Below are 18,537 nucleotides of genomic sequence, written 5' to 3' on the forward strand. Positions count from 1 at the left end.
ACTATTTTTTGTTTATAATTAAAAATAGTGTGTTTTCATCGTTTATATGTTTATATGTTTTTACTATTCTGTTTTAATTGCCGATAATGCACTTAGCTTCATTGCCCGCTGTGCAGGTAAATAACCTGAAAGAACACCGATGATCGTTGCAAAGGCGATAGAACCAAGATATAACCAAATAGGTATGGATGAAGACATATCACTGCCTTGCTGCATGGCTACAAAATTAACCAGCTTTGATGTAACAAAGCTTACACCAATACCCAAAATCCCCCCTGCAAATCCGATAAACGCAGCTTCTGTTAAGAAAAGAAGCTTAATGTCTCTAAGTGAAGCTCCAATTACCTTCATAATACCAATCTCTCTGGTTCTTTCATATATTGCCATAACCATGGTATTGGTAATACCGATTGCCGCAACCACCAATGAAATTGCACCAATTGCCCCTAAAACCATACGGAGCATTTTTGTGGTCTCTTTCATAGCATCCAATTCATCTGATAAGCTGGTTGCCCGATAGCCCAAATCCTTAATCTGCTGTTGTACAGCCTGAACATTTTTAATATCTTTAACCTTAACCATAACCTGTTCATATTCGTGGGATTGCTGTTTTTGCCCTCTGCCACCGGAAGAACCATTCCGTTTTTTCTCCCATTCTTGCTGTGCTTTTTCTATTTTTTCAAGCTCTTTTATAGGCATAATGACGCTCCAGCCATTACTTCCATCAGCAGACATGGTTCCAACCACTTCGAATTTATTGGCTTTGATGGTTTTATCGGCATGTTTTGAACCATAACTCCAGTCATAGCTAACCTCAACCTTATCGCCAACCAATTCTAATTTTGGTGGTTCAGAATTCATTCTCATTTCCCAGTTTAATTTAGGGTCATAAAATTCTACTCCGCCACCAACAACAATGGATTTTACATCTTCGCCATTCAAAGCTCGGCCCTCATCAATTTTATAGCCCAAAGCCTCCATAGCTGCCGGATCAAGTCCAATAAAATTTGCATCTGCAACAAGCTTACCACTGCCAAGCATCAGGTAAAGATTTTTTATTGGAGAAACAGCCTCAACTCCTGCCATTTGGCGAAAAGATTCCACTGCCACGGCATCCAATTTTACTTTCTTACCGTTTTTATTGGCATCTTTTGCAGAATCATCGTCTTGCATATATCGGCCATTATCGCCATTGGGCGAATAAACATTAATTACTTGCAGGCTCCCCCAACTTTCAAGCTGACGGGCAAAGCTCTCGTTCATTCCAATTCCGATGGACACCATTACAACAATGGAAGCCGTACCAATTACCACACCAAGCACCGTTAGGAATGTTCGGAGCTTTCGCTTCAGCAAATTACGAAGAGCCATATCTAATAAGTCCTTCGTACTCATAAAGACATATCCTCTCTGTCATCCTCGTCCTCTTCGTCTAAGTCACTTTTGCTTTCTGCAAAAGTATTCTGGGGTTCTTGTTTCTGACGTCTAATAAAGATAAATAATCCCATAGCCAAAAGTGCTAATATGGAAATAGAAATCATTACCTTTTTCATATCCATGGGGGCTGTTTCGTTATTTGTATTATCAACATCATCAGGCATCACAGGCTCTGTAACATTTAATACAAAATCTCTGCGTTCTTCCTTCAACTCACCTGTTGCATCTTCATAAGAAATCACAATACTTACAGGTACCTCTCCGCTTTTATTAGGTGTAAACGAGGTCTCAAAATATTCTCCGTTACCTGATTCCATGTTGCCGATATATGTACTCTTATTCTGGCATTCAACATCGCCCTCTACCTTAACCATTACGTTATTCAGTGTAACCTTACCTGTGTTGTTATAACCAAAGGAAACGGCAACTGGTGTACCCATTTCCACTGTTTCAGGTATCGCAAAGTCATCTACCTGCATTTCGGTTACCTGTTTTACATTAATACCAAGTAATTCTGTTGCAGTATATTCCTTGCCTGCTGCATCCTCATACTCAAAGTTTACCGTCAAAGTATATGTCTTGGGCTGAGCCTCAGGAACAACATATAATCTTAATTTCTTTTGAGTCTTGCCCTTTGGTCCGATAGCATCAAAATAGAATGTATTACTGCTGTTTACAGGGGTAAAAATATTTCCTGATTTTTGACTTTCAGAAGAAGTCTCCTCTGCCAATGTTAAAAACATTTTAATATTTTTAACGCCCTTTGTTGCATGGGTGTTTAAAATATCCATGTTTAAGTCAAATTCTTTTCCTGCCATAACAATCAATGGGTTACACTCATAATTGCTTACAATTAATTTTGGCTTGCTGGCATTTTCCTCGTCTTTGCTAGGATTACTAACATTCACCCCTGCATATTGCTTAAAAGAGGTTACCGCTGTTCCACCGGAGGTATATTCTGTAGTAAATAGTATTGCATAATTCTGCGTTTTTGCTGCTGCAGTTCCCGCAAAGGTAAAGGTAAGCGTTGTTGTTGCCCCAGCCTTTAACTCAGAAATTGTTTTCACACTTGCTGATTTAGGAACAACCGCGGAAGCATCTACAGGTTCTGCCTTAACCACAATATTTTTTGCTGAAATCTTACCACTGTTATACAAATCAAAGCTGACTGTGAAATTCTGATTTACACCATAAACGCCACCGGGCTCTTTCATATTTCGTATCTCCAACTGAGATTTCTGCCCTGCTACTCCACCAACATTCACATAATAATCCTGTGCTTTTTCAACAGCCTTTCCAAATTTATCTTTGTATTTCAGTTTTATGGACACAGGATAGTTGCCTGCCGTCATATCAGCACTGGCTACCAGTGAATAGGCAAAATTAACGCTGCCTCCTACGGGAATACTGGCAAAGTGTTTACTGCTAAATCCCCCGCTTAAACTGATTTTTTCTGTAGATAAATTCTCTAAGCTAATATCCACATCTTGTAAATCCTTTTCGCCGTTATTTACAATTTTACCACTTAAATTTGCGCTACTACCGGGAGACATACTGTCTGGACTAAGGGTCATGGCATCCAGTTTAAAGCTTGGTTCATTGTCAAACCCTTTCATTTTTAAATAAATTGTTTCCGAGCTGGTAAATGTGGAATCATTGGCATTTCGGTATGTAAAGTCTAACGTAACAGGGTAACTGGATTCCTTCACTTCACCATTAAAACTAACAACCAATGTTACATTCTGATATCCGTTTGCCCCTACACTGCCTATGTCACCACCACCAGGAATGGTCACACGAAAAGGATCCGTGGGGCTTCTCTTAACGCTGACATAAACATTATCTGCGGGTGCTCCACCTTTGTTTTTTACTTGAATGGTGGCACGGTTTTCCTGTCCAGCTACAACCTCAATCAACGCATCTCCACCAACTATTATTTTTGGGGAACCGTTACTACTAAAATCATCTGCCAATATGACTGACGTTTGCCCCAGAACAACGGAACACATCATAATCAATGCAAATACCCTTTGAAACAACCTTTTACTCATCACTCTTTCTCTCCTTCAACCTGGGTCTTATCCTCAATACGTTCTATAATTCCATCTGAGAGCATTACAATTCTGTCTGCATACTCTGCCAGCTCCAAATCATGGGTTACAATTACTAGGGTCTGGTTATTCTTCTTTGCCATTGCCGTAATCAAATCCATCATTTCATATGTTGTGCGGGTGTCCAAATTCCCCGTTGGTTCATCGGCAAATACTACCTGAGGGCTATTGATAAATGCTCTGGCAATACTAACCCTTTGCTGCTGTCCACCACTCATTTCATGGGGTTTATGATGGGCTCTTTCTTCCAATCCTACATTTTTTAACATCTCCATGGCGCGGTCATTGCGTTCCTTCAAGGGAACATTCTTAAAAATCAGTGGTAACGTAACATTCTCCATGGCCGTTAATGTTGGCAAAAGGTTGTATGACTGAAAGACAAAACCAACATATTTCTGCCTAAAATCCGCCAATTGATCCTCATTCATCCGCTCTATGTGTTTTTTGTTAAAAATAATTTCACCGGAAGTGGGCTTCTCCAATCCCGCAATCAAATTTAATAACGTGGATTTGCCTGAGCCTGATTTTCCCAACAAACAGCATACTTCTCCTTGTCGGATATTTAAGCTGATGCCATTTACTGCCTGAATATGTTCCTTACCCATTTGATAAATCTTTTTAACATTTTTAATTCGAATTACGTTTTGACTCAAGCTTCACACTCCCCTACATTAAAAAATAATGTCGATTTTTAATATTTATCGTAACATATACTTGTTACAGAATTGAACCAGAAAGCTTAAATTTTTCTTAAAATACGGTTTCAATTTGGTAATTTTGGTTGCAATGCCACCATCTTCCTGATATTCTTAAGAAAGGAGTGATTTGTTATGATTACAATATTTAACCGCAAAGGATTATTCATAACCTATTCTTTAGAAAAGCAATGGCAAATTAGAAATCTTCTTTCTGCCCATAAAATTGAATATATCATCTCCACCATGGGCAACTTCTGGCAAACTGATTCCCGAGGTGTTGGTTACACTATACCCGTTAGAGCACAAACAGAATACAAAATATATGTAAAGAAAAAAGATTATGATAAAGCCGTTTATATCTTAGACGAAAACAAATAAAATAAGTTTCATTTTTTACCTGTAAAAAATCTCCTAGGATTCATTCTCAATAAATCCTAGGAGATACTTTTATTGTTTATATTTTTCTAATCGGTTTGCAGATTCTTCATCCACATATACCTCCAATAAAACTCCTTCTGGCGTATGCTCTTCCCGAATGATTTCACATCGCCCATGAACCCAGCCAATAAGTCCCCCTTCTGTGTAAGGAACCAGAACCACCATGGATTTTCGGAAACTCTTTAATAGGTTTTCCACCATACCCAGCATGCCATTCAAGCTATCCCCGGTAAATGCGGAAACCTGTGCAATCTCCCTTGCCTTTGTGTCCATTGGCAAAGGTAATTCAATATCTCTATCCATTTTGTTAAACACGGTAATAACAGGAGTATCACTACACCCCAAATCCTCCAATGTTTTATACACCACCTGCATCTGTTCCTGTCTGTTGGGATTGGATGCATCCACCACATGAAGGAGAATATCCGCATATTTTAATTCCTCTAAGGTTGCCCGAAAAGCTTGTACCAAATGATGGGGCAACTTCTGAATAAATCCTACGGTATCCGTTAGTAAAATCTCAGAACCATTGGGCAATTCTACCTTTCTGGTGGTTGTGTCAAGGGTAGCAAACAGCTTATCTTCCGCCAAAACCCCTGCATCTGTTAGTTTATTAATGAGTGTAGACTTTCCCGCATTTGTATAGCCAACCAAAGATACCACAGGCGTTCCTTTTTTCCCTCTTTGGCTGCGTAATAATTCACGGTGGGTCTGTATCTCTTTTGCCGCACTGTTTAATTCAGCAATGCGGTCTTTGATATACCGTCTGTCTGTTTCCAGCTTTTTCTCACCAGGACCTCTCGTTCCGATGCCGCCCCCCAGTCTTGACATGGATGCACCCATGCCTGTCAAACGGGATAAACGATATTTTAGCTGTGCCAGTTCAACTTGTATTTTACCTTCACCAGAAATGGCTCTTCCTGCAAAAATATCCAAAATTACAATGGTTCTGTCCATCACCTTTGTTTCCAGCATTCGTTCTAGATTCTTCAGCTGTGCCGGTGAAAGTTCATCATCGCAGACAACCCCTGATGCACCGTATGCCTCCACCATCATTTTTAACTCTTCAATTTTACCCTTACCTAAGTAATGACCAGGGTGCACCCGTTCTCGCTTTTGTATGCTTCTGGCCACAGCAACCGCCCCTGCTGTACGCACCAACTCTTCCAATTCATCTAAACATGCCTCTGTTTCCATGGTTGAGCGACTATTGCGTTCATCCGGCTCAACAGCAAACAAAATCACTCTTTCCTCTAAATCAGCAGTATCATGTAAATCTCTCGCCATATATTTCCTCCTCTACACCCAACATTAAATGCCTTTTAACCAAACGCCATCAAAGGAAAATGCCGCTGGGCCTGTCATATATACATGATTATTCTTTTCATCCCAATTTATAGTCAGCTCCCCACCAAGGAGGGATACCTTAACTTCCCTATCGCAAAAACCATTTAAAATAGATGCAACCACCGACGCACAGGCACCTGTGCCACAGGCAAGGGTTTCGCCGCTGCCCCGTTCCCACACACGCATTTTGATGTGTTTCCTGTCTAAAATCTTTACAAATTCCACATTTGTCTTTTTTGGAAATAAGGGATTCCTTTCTACCTGCTTTCCATATTCTTCAACAGGGAACATCTCTGTGTCCTCTACAAACGTGATCCCGTGGGGATTTCCCATAGATACGCAGGTAAATAGAAAGTCATTATTATTGATTACTATGCTTTTTCCAATCACAGGACTGGTTTCATGCTTAACAGGTATTTTCTCCGCCTCCAAAATAGGCTCACCCATATCTACCCGAACAGTTTTCACAATTCCATTTTCAATATTGCATTTTAAATATTTTATTCCACCGCCAGTTTCCAGAGAGATTTCTTCTTTGTTTGTTAAACCTCGTTCATAGGTATATTTCCCAATGCAGCGCACTGCATTTCCGCACATTTCCCCTTCTGAGCCATCCAGATTAAACATGCGCATGCGAAAATCTGCCTTGTCCGATGGCATAATTAATACTAAGCCGTCGGCACCAACACCAAAATGCCTCTCGCTCATGGCAATGGCTAACTTTTCAGGCTGATCCACCGCTTCTTCAAAACAGTTGATATAAATATAATCGTTTCCGCAGCCTTCCATTTTTGTAAAACGCATTTTGCTCCCCCTGTTCTATGTAAAGCAGCGGTTTCCCGCTGCAATTTGATTAATGTCTTGCAATACGAACGGTAGGGTTTTCTTGTACAAGGGAATTATAGAAAGATAATGACCAAAGCCCTGCCAAGCCAACCAGACCAAAAATCACTCTGGAGATCCAGAACATGTTTCCGCCAAAGATGCTGGTTACAACATCATAGCCGAAAAAGCCAATCAATCCCCAGTTTAACGCACCGATAATCACCAGTGTTAATGCTATTGCATTTGCAGTTTTCATAAAAGACCTCCTATAAAAAGAATTACGGAATGATACCGTATCCTTATTATCCCTAGGATTCTATGATTTATGAAAAACTTTTTTTCCTATTTTGTCAATATCTTTACCTTTTACATTTCCAACTGCACTCCAACTCACTTTTTCCGTATCAAAAATCATATTTGTAACCTGCAAAATATCATGGGCTGTTACTTCACTAAGCTTCCCAATGACCTCTTCAGAATCCTGAACCACGCCACGCAAAAGCAAGGCCGATCCTGACGCTGTCATTCTATTCAACGTACTTTCCGTACCAATGATAAAATTGCTAATCAACTGTTCTTTGGTCACATCAATGAGTTTTTGTGGTAGTTGTTTCTTTTTTACATCTTCAATTTCCCGCAAGATAAGGTCATACACCCGCTCCAATTGGTTTGGATTCATACCACCGCAAACAGAAAATAATCCTGTATCGGAAAATGCCGTTGTGTAGCTGTAAATGGAATAGGTCAAACCATTTTCTTCACGAACCTTTTGAAATAATCTAGAACTCATCCCACCACCAAAAATAGTATTAAATACTCCAAGGGCATACTTCATAGGATGATCCCGCTCCACGCTGGGAAAGGCAACACAACTATGCACCTGTTCCACGTCCTTCTCCCTTACTACATGGGCAATTTGATACTCTGCTTTAGAGTCATATTGTATAAATGGCTTCTTTCGTTCCCAAGAACCAAGGGCTTTATTCAGCTCCTCCATCACTTCGTCGGTTTTAAAATTTCCTGCAATGGATAGTACAATATTCTCCGGTTGATAATTTCCTTCATAATAATCACGGATACTCTCCGAGGTAAATGCTGAAATGGTCTCTGTAGTTCCCAAAATGGGCATTCCTAAAGAGCTTCCACGCCAAATACTATCTTGTAAAGCATCATGCACCAATTCCTCAGGCGCATCTTCATACATATTGATTTCCTCAATAATAACATTACGCTCTTTTTCCACGTCTTTTTGAGCGAATAAAGAACGCAAAAGCATATCGCTCATAACCTCTAACGCTCTGGTAAAATGCTCATCCAATACACGGGTATGATAACAAGTGTATTCTTTTGTGGTATAAGCATTAATCTGTCCACCCACAGCATCCATAGCCTGGGCGATTTCCTTTGCACTTCTGTTTTCTGTTCCTTTAAACATCATATGCTCGATAAAATGAGATACCCCATTTTCCTCAGGCTTCTCATTTCTGGAACCATTTTTTACCCAAATACCAAAAGAAATGCTTCGTACATAGGCAATTTCCTCTAAAGCAACAGAAATCCCATTTTGTAATTTTTTAATGATAACCATATAATCTCTCCCATGCAAAACGCTAATTTCTTTTATCATGTTCCAAACTATATTTTTTATGCTTTCATAAAGAAAGAGACTGTGCAGGAAAACCTTCCTTTTCACAGCCTCCTATCTGTTAGATATTATGCTTAATGACTATGCTTTTCTTCCTTAGGCTTTTCTTCCTGAGGTACCGCATCTTTCATTGAGAAATTCAGTCTGCCCTGCTTGTCAATTTCCATCAGCTTTGCGCTAACAATGTCACCCACAGCCAATACATCCTCAACCTTTTCCACACGTTTGTTGGAAATTTTGGAGATATGAACCAAGCCTTCTTTGCCCGGTGCAATTTCAAAGAATGCGCCAAAAGCCATTAGTCTAGTGATTGCTCCTGTGTAAATTGTGCCTGGAATAGGATCTTTTACAATGGCATTAATCATATCGATGGCACGCTGAATATCTGCAGCATTAATACCCTTGATAAAGATTGTGCCGTCATCCTCAGTATCAATCGCACAGCCTGTTTCCTCAATAATCTTTTTGATTACTTTACCTCTTGTACCAATCACTTCTGCAATCTTTTCAACGTCAATCTGCATAGAAGCAATCTTTGGTGCATGAGGAGAAAGCTCTTTTCTGGATTCAGAAATAGCCTTCAGCATGACCTCGTTTAAAATATATTCTCTTGCTCTGCCAGTCTGAGCAAATGCCTGCTCAATCATGGCAAAAGTTAAGCCTTTAATCTTCATATCCATCTGGATAGCGGTTATACCAACGCTGGTTCCTGCAACCTTAAAGTCCATATCGCCAAAGAAGTCCTCAACGCCTTGAATATCAGTGATTTCAACAAAATCATCTTCTGTATCACCTGTTACCAAGCCTACAGAAATGCCTGCAACGGGACGCTTAATGGGAACACCTGCCGCCATCAGGGACAACGTAGAACCACAAATACTTGCCTGAGAGGTAGAACCGTTGGAGCTTAAAATATCGGAAACCAAACGGATTGCATATGGGAATTCCTCTTCACTGGGAATAACGGGCAATAAAGCTCTTTCACCCAATGCACCGTGACCAATTTCACGTCTACCGGGACCTCTGGAGGTTTTTGCCTCACCTACGGAATAACCAGGGAAGTTATAATGATGGATATAACGCTTGCCTGTTTCATTGGTATCTAAACCATCCAAACGCTGGCCTTCACTAATCATGCCCAATGTGGTTACTGTCAAGCACTGCGTCTGTCCTCTGGAGAACAATGCAGAACCATGAACACGAGGCAATACATCAATTTCAGCGGAAAGCTTTCTGATTTCTTCAATACCACGACCGTCAGGACGCTTGTGGTCTTTCAAAATCATACGTCTAACTGTCATCTTCTCAAATTTATAGATAATCTCGCCCAACAATTCGCCGATTTTTGCGTCTTCACCATAAATTGCAGTTAATTTTTCTGTTAAAGCCTCTGTTACTTCTTCAGTAATCACCTTAAGCTTGGCATCTCTGTCCTGCTTCAATTCAGCAAAAACAGCATCTTCCATTCTTGCATCAGTAATATAGCTTGTAACCAAGTCATAAGCTTCCTGATTAATAACATGCTCTTCATAAGGCGCTTTTTCCTTGCCTTCTTTTTCTACGATTTCTTTGATAAATTTTACAACCTGAAGGTTTGTGTCAAAAGCCAAATGGATAGCTTCCATCATCAATTCGTCAGGAATTTCGTCTGCTCCTGCTTCAATCATCATAACCTTGTCCTCCTTGGAGGAAACAGTTAAGGATAATCTAGAGGTTTCTCTTTGCTCTGCCGTAGGGTTTACAACCAACTGGCCATCGCAATAGCCAATGCTAACGGAAGAAACAGGATCAGTGAAAGGAATATCAGAAATATTCAACGCCAAGGAAGCACCAATCATAGCGATTACTTCGGGTGAACAATCCTGATCAACAGACATAACTGTTGCCACAATTGCAACATCATTTCTGTAATCCTTGGGGAATAAAGGTCTTAATGGTCTATCAATACATCTGGAGGTTAAAACAGCCTTCTCAGAAGGTCTGCCTTCTCTTTTAATAAAGCCCCCGGGAATTTTACCAACAGAATAAAGTCTTTCTTCGTAATCAATGCTCAGAGGGAAAAAGTCAATTCCTTCTCTGGGCTTTTGAGATGCAGTAGCGGTTACCAAAACTGTGGTTTCACCATAGCGCAAAATAACAGCGCCATTGGCCTGTTCTGCAACTCTGCCAATTTCAGCCGTCAGGGTTCTGCCTGCTAAATCCATGGTATAAGTTCTAAACATAATGAAGTCTCCTTTTGTTTTTTCTTCTATGCACCATAGATCTTCAGCTTTTTTCATACCCTCAGCTATGAAAAAAGCTGGAAATCTATAGTGCCACATACACTTACTTTCTTTTTGAAATCATAGAAGAAAAGAGAGGAAATTTCCTCTCTCTTCCCTATATCGCAATTCTTACTTTCTCAGACCGAGTTCGCTAAGGATAGCACGATATCTTTCAATATCCAGATCCTTCAAATAGTTCAAAAGACCTCTTCTCTGTCCTACCATTTTCAAAAGACCTCTTCTGGAGTGGTGATCCTTCTTGTGATCCTTCAAATGATCTGTAAGCATTGTAATTCTTGCTGTCAACAGAGCGATCTGTACTTCGGGAGAACCTGTATCGTTAGGGGTTCTGCCGTATTTTGCGATAATTTCCTGTTTGTTGATTGTTGCCATTGTTATTTCCTCCTTAAATAATTCCTGAAATATTTTACTATGCATCCCCAAAGACTAAGTAATGGTTGGAGAGTCCAAAGACCGAGTCTCGGATTTACAGCATTTTTATTTTAGCATACTACCTTTGCCATTGCAAGGACAATACGCTAATTCTCTGGGTTTTCCTCAACTTTTTCATCGACAGATTTTGTAAAATCAAACTGAGATAAAATAATTGCTATAAAAATTACAGCAAAACCCAATGCCATTTTTATTGTTATCTGCTCTTTAAATAGTAGCACAGAGAAAACTACGCCAAAAACAGATTCCAGGCTTAGAATAATTGTGCCCACCGTTGCATTAATATATTTTAACCCAATACTTTGTAAGGATAAACATACAGCCGTTGAAAATATTGCCAAATAAAGCACATTTCCAGCCGCCGCCAACGATATGCTTTGGGGGAATCCACCGGTTACGATGACAGAAATCCATCCCAATATCCCTGCCACACAAATTTGCAGCATGGTCAAAAGCATAGGGTCTCTTCCTCTGCAATAATATGCAATAGAAATAATATTTGCGGCAAACGCACCACTGCATAACAAGGTAATGCCATCACCAAAGGTGATTTTCATACTGCCTTCCAAGGATATCAGTCCAATCCCGACTAAGCATATGGCTGCGGAGATAATATGATTTCTCTTAGGACGCTCTTTCATAAATATCCAGCCTAAAAAAGGTACAATAACACAGTAGGCGGAAGTTAAAAATGCACTTTTGCCTGGGGTCGTGCCATAAGTCATAGCCACAGTTTGTAATCCGGAGCCCAACACCATGGTAGAACCTGAAACAAGTCCCCCTATTAAATATTCCTTATCAATGCGATGCCACTTTTTAATTGTTGCAAGGGCAGTAATAATCCCTGCAACACTAAAGCGAGACGCAACAATAAAAGATGTAGTTAATTCGTCAACGGCAAACTTTTGGAAAACAAAGGCACTGCCCCAAATGGCAGCTGTTAAAAGCAACGCAAGGGTTGCCCATATTTTCTTGTTTTGACTCATATTTATACTCCCCAAATTTTACTCTTGGGCGCTTTTCCATTTGATTAAATACTCCTCAGATGCAAAATACTCTGCTGCCTGCTCAGCATTTATTTTGATTTGCTGACGCAATTCCTCAACACCGGGAAATTTACGTTCACTGCGTAAAAATTTATAGAAAAATGTTTGCAATGTTTCACCGTAAACATTTTCATTAAAATTCAGCAAATAGGTCTCTACAATTTTCTGTGTACCATTTACTGTAGGATTAATTCCAATATTGGTCACGCCATAATAATATTTCCCTTTATACAAAGTTTTTGTCGCATACACACCATTTGGCGGAAACAGCTTTAAGGGGTGGGCAAGAATGTTAATTGTAGGAAAACCAATGGTTCTGCCCAGTTTTTTCCCCTCAGACACCGTCCCCAAAATGAAATACGGCTCTGTCAGCATACGGTTTGCTTCTTCCAAATCCTTTTGTATCAAGCACTTGCGAATTCTAGAAGAGCTAACCCGTTCTTCCTCAAATAAAACAGAGGGTACTGCAATAACCTTAACGCCACGGGCTTCTCCCAGCCTTTGCAGCATTTCGTAATCACCTGAACGGTTTGCGCCAAAGTGATAATTTTCTCCTACTATCAAAACACGGCACTGCATTCTTTCAAAAATCAGCTTTATTGCAAAATCTTCGGCACTCATTGCTGCAAATGTTTGGTCAAAGGGATACTCAATATAAGTATCAATGCCCATTTGCTCCATGGTAAATTTCTTTTCCGAAGGAGCCATAATCAGCGCAAAGTCATCTTTTTTCCCGAACACCAGCATCGGATGGGGAGAAAAAGTAAAAACAACACTTTTTAACCCTTCTTCCTCTGCAAATTGCTTTGTCAATTTGATCAACGCACGATGTCCCAAGTGCAAGCCGTCAAAATTGCCCAACGTTACCGCCGTCGGCTGATTCTGGTCTATGTGCGTATCCGTGATATGTTCCATTTTTCTACTCCTTAAATCAACATCTTTAATGGTTTGATAAAAAAGCTTTTTTCTTCCTGTACGATTGTATATATCCCCGTTAAATCCCTGTTATGGTCAAAAACAATTACCTCTTGACCTTCTTTTAACTCTTTTTCAGACTTAAAAAATTCACTACGTATCTTACCGCCGTTGTATAACAGCTTTGCAGATTTTTCTGAAACATAAACCCTTGTATACCCCTTCAAGGCATCTGCCAACCCCAAAAGCACAGTGTCAACCTGCCCTGTTTCCTCCAAAGCCTTTAATTCATGAAGCTTGATGGCATTTTCCAAAGTGAATGCACCGGTAGCAGTTCTTAATAAACCTGCCATATGCCCGCCGCACCCCAAAGCCTTGCCAATATCAGCACATAGTGTGCGGATATACGTGCCTTTGGAGCATTCCACATCCATCTCTACTTGGCAAGGAGGAATAAAACGACGTATTTTAATATCATAAACCGTAATTTTCCGAGCCTTACGCTCAATCTCTTTTCCCGCTCTGGCCAATTCATAAAGCTTTTTGCCATTGATTTTTACCGCAGAATACATGGGCGGTATCTGCTCCTGCTCTCCAATGAAGGAACTTATGGCTCTTCCAATGCTCTCCTCATCAAAAACCACAGGCTTCTCCTCCACTATTTCCCCCGAGGCATCCTCTGTTGTTGTGGAGATACCTAAATGGAGTATAGCGCGGTAGCTTTTTCTACCATCCATAATGATATCCGCAAGCTTAGTCCCCCTGCCTACGCATATAGGCAATACGCCCTCTGCATCAGGATCAAGGGTACCTGTATGCCCAACCTTTTTCATGTGCAGTGTTTTTCGCACCACTGCAACAACATCATGGGAGGTAAAACCTTTTTCTTTATAAATATTTAGGATTCCGTCCAAAAGGTCTCCCCCTCATAGCATTTTTTCTATTTCAGCAAAAACCAATTCCTTTGCCGTTGCCAAAGGTGCCACGATAGTACACCCTGCCGCCTTTACATGTCCGCCGCCACCAAATTTTTGTGCCAAGGCACAAACATCGTAGCCATCGTTGCCTCGGAAGCTGGCTTTCACATCCATTTCATTCTTTTCATATAAAAAGCATGCAATTTTCACGTCATTGACACCCTTTATATAATTGATGATTGCATCAAGCTCCTTATTGGTACCCTTACACTCCTCCATATCCATCATAGTAATGGAGGTAAAAATCACCTTGCCATCAAGACAAAGCTCAGCTTTATCAAAAGCTCTACCCATAATCTTCATTTCCGAAAAGCTTCGGCTGTCGAATAAAGCATTATAAATTTTAGTAAAAGGGATTCCATAAGACATTAACTCTCCTGCCGCCTGCATGGTATCAGTCGTAGTGGAGCTATGGCGAAAACCACCAGTATCATAAATAATTCCAGCATATAACGCTGAAGCAATCTCTTCATCAATAGGATAAAATCCTTTCAGCAGATTAAAAACAATCTGGCATGTTGAGGAAGCATTCTCCTCCACATAGTTATATTCTCCAAAAAAGGAATTGCTGGCATGGTGGTCAATGTTCATGGTACACTTTGCACCTTTGAAAATATCCTCAATCCAGTCAAAGCGTCCCATATCTCCGCAGTCTAAGGCAATAAAAAGCTCTGCCCTGGTCACATCTTCCTTTTGCACAACCAAATTGCCATTGGGAATCACTTCATATTTAGACGCATAGGGTCTCAAAAGCACCTGGACATTTTTACCCGCCTTTTTCAGGGAGGCCGCCAAGGCAAGATTTGCCCCAATGGCGTCCCCGTCAGGATTGATATGACCGCAAAGCACAATGTTCTGATGAGCAGAAATGATTTCTCTGATTTTTTCTAAAGAATCATTCATTCCCTTCATTGGCTTCTTTCTCCTTTAAATCCTTAGAAATTTGGCTAATCAGCTGATTCATGTGAATGGCATATTCTGCGGATTCATCCAGCTTAAAGGTAAATTCCGGCGTAATGCGAAGATTAATTCTTTGGGCAATCAAACGACGCACAAATCCTGCGGCATTCTTCAACCCCTGCATTACACTGCTCTTTTCTTCGTCATTACCTAAAACAGAAACATACACCTTGCAATATTTTAAATCCGATGTTGTTTCAACCCGTATTACACTGGTCATTGAACCAATACGGGGATCTTTTAGTTCCCCTCTGATAATTTGGGATAGTTCTTTTAAAATCTCGTCATTTACACGAGATATTCTTGTGTTGTTTTTCATAAATTCACCTAATTATCTGGGTACCTCAACCATGGTGAAGGCTTCTACCCAGTCACCTTCCTTTAAATCATTAAACTTCTTGAAAACCAAACCGCATTCATATCCTGCCGCAACTTCTTTCGCGTCATCCTTGAAACGCTTTAAGCTTTCCAAATCACCTTCGTAAACAACAATATTGTCACGCAAAATACGCACCTTACAATTACGAATAAATTTGCCATCCTTCACATAGCTGCCTGCAATGGTACCTACGCCGGATGCCTTAAACAGCTGACGTATCTCAGCATGACCCAGTACTTTTTCTTCAAATACAGGATCCAGCATACCCTTCATCGCCGCTGTTACATCCTCAATTGCATTATAGATGACACGATACAAACGAATATCAACCTTTTCTTCATCACCAAAAGCTTTTGCCGCAGGTTCAGGGCGTACATTAAACCCAATGATAATAGCATTGGAAGCGGAAGCCAACATAACGTCACTTTCTGTAATGGCACCAACACCACCATGAATAATGCGCACACGTACTTCTTCGTTAGACAAACGCTCTAAACTCTGGCGAACGGCCTCAACAGAACCCTGTACATCCGCCTTAACAACAATATTTAATTCCTTCATGTTGCCGCTTTGAATTTGAGAGAACAAATCATCCAAGGAAACCTTCTGAGGTGTGTCCTTAATCAGATTCTCTCTGTTTCTTGCTACAATGCTTTCTGCAACCTGTCTTGCTTGCTTATCATTTTCTGCAACATAGAAACCGTCACCGGCAGTAGGCACCTCAGAAAGACCCAAAATTTCAACAGGAGTAGATGGACCTGCTTTCTTCACACGTCTGCCCTTATCATCAGTCATTGCTCTGATTTTACCATAAGCACAGCCTGCTACAATGGGGTCGCCTACTTGGAGTGTACCACCCTGTACCAAAACAGTTGCTACGGGGCCTCTGCCCTTATCCAACTGAGCCTCGATGATAACACCTCTTGCGTTTTTGTTGGGATTGGCACGTAATTCCTTCATTTCCGCAACCAGAGTAATCATTTCCAATAAGGTGTCAATGCCGTCCTTGGTAGCCGCAGAAACAGGTACACAAATGGTTTCACCGCCCCAATCTTCCGCCAACAGCTGGAATTCTGTCAATTCCTGTTTTACACGGTCAGGGTTTGCAGAGGGTTTATCCATTTTGTTAATAGCAACAATAATTTCAACACCTGCCGCTTTTGCATGGTTAATGGCTTCAACCGTCTGAGGCATAACACCATCGTCTGCCGCAACCACCAAAATAGCGATGTCTGTAATTTGAGCACCACGCATACGCATTGCAGTAAAAGCTTCGTGTCCTGGTGTATCTAAGAACGTAATGGGTTTTCCCGCAATTTGAACGGTATATGCACCAATATGCTGTGTGATGCCGCCTGCTTCACCTTTGGTTACATCGCTATGGCGAATTGCATCCAATAAAGAGGTTTTGCCGTGGTCAACGTGACCCATAACAACTACAACGGGAGGACGTTCCTCTAAAAGGCTGTCATCTTCCTCTTCCTCAGCAAATACAGTTTCCATAATATCAGCTTCTATTTCTTTTTCCAGAATAACATTATATTCTAAAGCAATCGTAGCAGCTGTTTCAAAATCAAGAGCAGCATTGATATTCATCATTTTGCCCTTTTTCATTAAACTCATCACAAGGTCAGAACCTTTTTTCCCAAGCACCTCAGCCAAATCCTTCACTGTAGTTGTTTCAGGAATGCTCTTTGTTACAGGTTCAGGATTTGCAGCTCTTTCTTCAGCCTCCAAAATCTCCAACTCTGCCATAAGAGCAGCTTCTTCTTCTCTTTCACGACGTCTACGCTCAATGGGATTTTCCTTAGGTCTTTGATCTTTTTTATTCCCTTTTGCGTTTCTGTCATCCTTTTTATTGCCCTTAGCATTCTTGTCATCTTTTTTCACTGGTGCACTAGGCTGCTGACGAGGGGCTTCTTTCTTTTCTACATCCTTCTTAACCTCGTCTTTATTTCCTCCCTGATTCTGGGCAGGTCTATTACCTCCTTGATTCTGGGCAGGTCTATTACCTCCTTGATTCTGGGCAGGTCTATTACCTCCCTGATTCTGAGCAGGTCTATTACCTCCCTGATTCTGAGCAGGTCTATTACCTCCCTGATTCTGGGCAGGTCTATTACCTCCCTGATTCTGAGCAGGTCTATTACCTCCTTGATTCTGAGCAGGTCTATTACCTCCTTGATTCTGGGCAGGCTTATTGCTTCCCTGATTCGTCCCATCCTTTTGCACTGCATTCTTGTCAGATGCTCCGTCTTTGGGCGCGTATAATTTCTTTACCTTTTCCACAGAATCCGCTTCCAAAACACTCATATGGCTGGACGCTTCAATCTCAATACTTTTTAGTTTTGCCATTAAATCCTTATTTGTAACACCAAGCTGTTTTGCTAATTCATAGATTCGAATCTTTGACATTCACTACACCTCTACTTTCCAAACGAAAAACCGTTTTTCCCTTTTCATTCACGACCTTTTTCTTCTTCCGCTAACTCCATAAGCTTTTTTGCAAAGCCTTTATCCGTCACCCCAAGGATTGCCCGAAATTCATCACCAATCGCACTGCCCAAACTCACTTTATCCCCCATCTCGATGAGTGAAATTTCATAGTACGCCGCCGAATTATTGAATTTCTTTTTCGTATTTCCTGATGCATCCCCTGCTAAAATCAGCAACTCTGTTGTCTTTTGACGGATTGCATTTTCCACGGCAACTTCTCCGCCAACCACCTTGCCGGCCTTTTTACACAATCCTAAAAGAGAGTAAAATTTACTCATGTTCCTCACCACTCAGTTCTCTCAAAAGCTGTTCGTATACCTCTTTTGGTACAGGTGCCTTAAAGGAACGCTCCAAACCTTTCGATTTCTGCGCCTTTGTCAAGCACTCGCTGCATGGGCATATATATGCACCTCGACCAGGTTTTTTCCCTGTTCTGTCCAAGGAAAATTCACCTTCATCATTACGAACAATGCGAATGAGTTCTTTTTTACTTTTCATTTCCTGACAACCGGTACATTTTCTAAGAGGAATTTTTCTTTGCTTCATACT

18 protein-coding genes are annotated in these 18,537 nt (G+C 40.8%); 1 reads left to right on the plus strand and 17 read right to left on the minus strand.

Annotation, left to right across the window (positions count from 1 at the left end):
• Nucleotides 1-63 precede the first annotated feature (63 nt).
• Genes NE558_RS11115 through NE558_RS11125 form a run of 3 tightly spaced genes read right to left on the minus strand, consistent with a single transcriptional unit; the run spans nt 64 to nt 4,153 of the window.
• Complete coding sequence (locus tag NE558_RS11115) at nt 64-1,395, minus strand: ABC transporter permease (RefSeq protein ID WP_256150142.1); 1,332 nt, start codon at nt 1,393-1,395, stop codon at nt 64-66.
• The gene (locus tag NE558_RS11120) at nt 1,392-3,488 is read right to left on the minus strand and encodes a COG1361 S-layer family protein (protein WP_256150144.1); all 2,097 of its coding nucleotides are present in this window, start codon (nt 3,486-3,488) and stop codon (nt 1,392-1,394) included. Before NE558_RS11120 ends, NE558_RS11115 begins: the two co-directional genes overlap by 4 nt.
• Nucleotides 3,488-4,153 (minus strand): ABC transporter ATP-binding protein, encoded by a 666-nt coding sequence (locus tag NE558_RS11125; RefSeq protein ID WP_256150295.1) that lies wholly within the window; start codon nt 4,151-4,153, stop codon nt 3,488-3,490. Before NE558_RS11125 ends, NE558_RS11120 begins: the two co-directional genes overlap by 1 nt.
• 225 nt (nt 4,154-4,378) lie before the next feature.
• Between NE558_RS11125 and NE558_RS11130 the strand changes: the two genes are divergently transcribed.
• Complete coding sequence (locus tag NE558_RS11130) at nt 4,379-4,624, plus strand: hypothetical protein (RefSeq protein WP_256150145.1); 246 nt, start codon at nt 4,379-4,381, stop codon at nt 4,622-4,624.
• A gap of 69 nt (nt 4,625-4,693) precedes the next feature.
• Here the strand turns inward: NE558_RS11130 and hflX are convergent, their stop codons facing one another.
• The 14 genes from hflX to rnpM form a co-directional block, all read right to left on the minus strand.
• Entirely contained in the window at nt 4,694-5,971 is a 1,278-nt protein-coding gene (gene hflX, locus NE558_RS11135) for a GTPase HflX (protein ID WP_256150146.1), read from the minus strand.
• Between the two features lie 24 nt (nt 5,972-5,995).
• The gene (gene dapF, locus NE558_RS11140; RefSeq protein WP_256150147.1) at nt 5,996-6,835 is read right to left on the minus strand and encodes a diaminopimelate epimerase; all 840 of its coding nucleotides are present in this window, start codon (nt 6,833-6,835) and stop codon (nt 5,996-5,998) included.
• A 49-nt stretch (nt 6,836-6,884) separates the two neighbouring features.
• Entirely contained in the window at nt 6,885-7,112 is a 228-nt protein-coding gene (locus NE558_RS11145; RefSeq protein ID WP_066052285.1) for a DUF378 domain-containing protein, read from the minus strand.
• Between the two features lie 60 nt (nt 7,113-7,172).
• Nucleotides 7,173-8,444 carry a M16 family metallopeptidase gene (locus NE558_RS11150; RefSeq protein WP_256150148.1) on the minus strand — a complete coding sequence of 424 codons (1,272 nt, stop codon included), beginning with the start codon at nt 8,442-8,444 and terminating at the stop codon, nt 7,173-7,175.
• A gap of 131 nt (nt 8,445-8,575) precedes the next feature.
• The gene (locus NE558_RS11155) at nt 8,576-10,723 is read right to left on the minus strand and encodes a polyribonucleotide nucleotidyltransferase (RefSeq protein WP_256150149.1); all 2,148 of its coding nucleotides are present in this window, start codon (nt 10,721-10,723) and stop codon (nt 8,576-8,578) included.
• A gap of 171 nt (nt 10,724-10,894) precedes the next feature.
• A complete protein-coding gene (gene rpsO / locus NE558_RS11160; RefSeq protein WP_256150150.1) occupies nt 10,895-11,158 on the minus strand; it encodes a 30S ribosomal protein S15 in 264 nt (87 codons plus the stop codon).
• Nucleotides 11,159-11,304: 146 nt separating this feature from the next.
• A complete protein-coding gene (locus NE558_RS11165; protein ID WP_256150151.1) occupies nt 11,305-12,204 on the minus strand; it encodes a DMT family transporter in 900 nt (299 codons plus the stop codon).
• Nucleotides 12,205-12,222: 18 nt separating this feature from the next.
• Entirely contained in the window at nt 12,223-13,179 is a 957-nt protein-coding gene (locus NE558_RS11170; RefSeq protein WP_256150152.1) for a bifunctional riboflavin kinase/FAD synthetase, read from the minus strand.
• Nucleotides 13,180-13,190: 11 nt separating this feature from the next.
• Nucleotides 13,191-14,093, minus strand: coding sequence for a tRNA pseudouridine(55) synthase TruB (gene truB, locus NE558_RS11175; protein WP_256150153.1), 903 nt, complete (start codon nt 14,091-14,093; stop codon nt 13,191-13,193).
• A 12-nt stretch (nt 14,094-14,105) separates the two neighbouring features.
• Nucleotides 14,106-15,068 (minus strand): DHH family phosphoesterase, encoded by a 963-nt coding sequence (locus NE558_RS11180; RefSeq protein ID WP_256150154.1) that lies wholly within the window; start codon nt 15,066-15,068, stop codon nt 14,106-14,108.
• On the minus strand, nt 15,052-15,435 hold the full coding sequence (gene rbfA / locus NE558_RS11185) for a 30S ribosome-binding factor RbfA (protein ID WP_066052305.1): 384 nt from the start codon (nt 15,433-15,435) through the stop codon (nt 15,052-15,054). The genes NE558_RS11180 and rbfA overlap by 17 nt, the downstream gene beginning before the upstream one ends.
• Before the next feature lie 12 nt (nt 15,436-15,447).
• Nucleotides 15,448-17,907: a translation initiation factor IF-2 gene (gene infB / locus NE558_RS11190; protein ID WP_256150155.1), complete on the minus strand. Its 2,460-nt coding sequence runs from the start codon at nt 17,905-17,907 to the stop codon at nt 15,448-15,450.
• A gap of 44 nt (nt 17,908-17,951) precedes the next feature.
• Complete coding sequence (locus NE558_RS11195) at nt 17,952-18,266, minus strand: L7Ae/L30e/S12e/Gadd45 family ribosomal protein (protein ID WP_256150157.1); 315 nt, start codon at nt 18,264-18,266, stop codon at nt 17,952-17,954.
• Nucleotides 18,259-18,534 (minus strand): RNase P modulator RnpM, encoded by a 276-nt coding sequence (gene rnpM, locus NE558_RS11200; protein WP_256150158.1) that lies wholly within the window; start codon nt 18,532-18,534, stop codon nt 18,259-18,261. Before rnpM ends, NE558_RS11195 begins: the two co-directional genes overlap by 8 nt.
• Nucleotides 18,535-18,537 lie beyond the last annotated feature (3 nt).

This window comes from Anaerotignum propionicum (assembly GCF_024461735.1).
Taxonomy (GTDB): domain Bacteria; phylum Bacillota; class Clostridia; order Lachnospirales; family Anaerotignaceae; genus Chakrabartyella.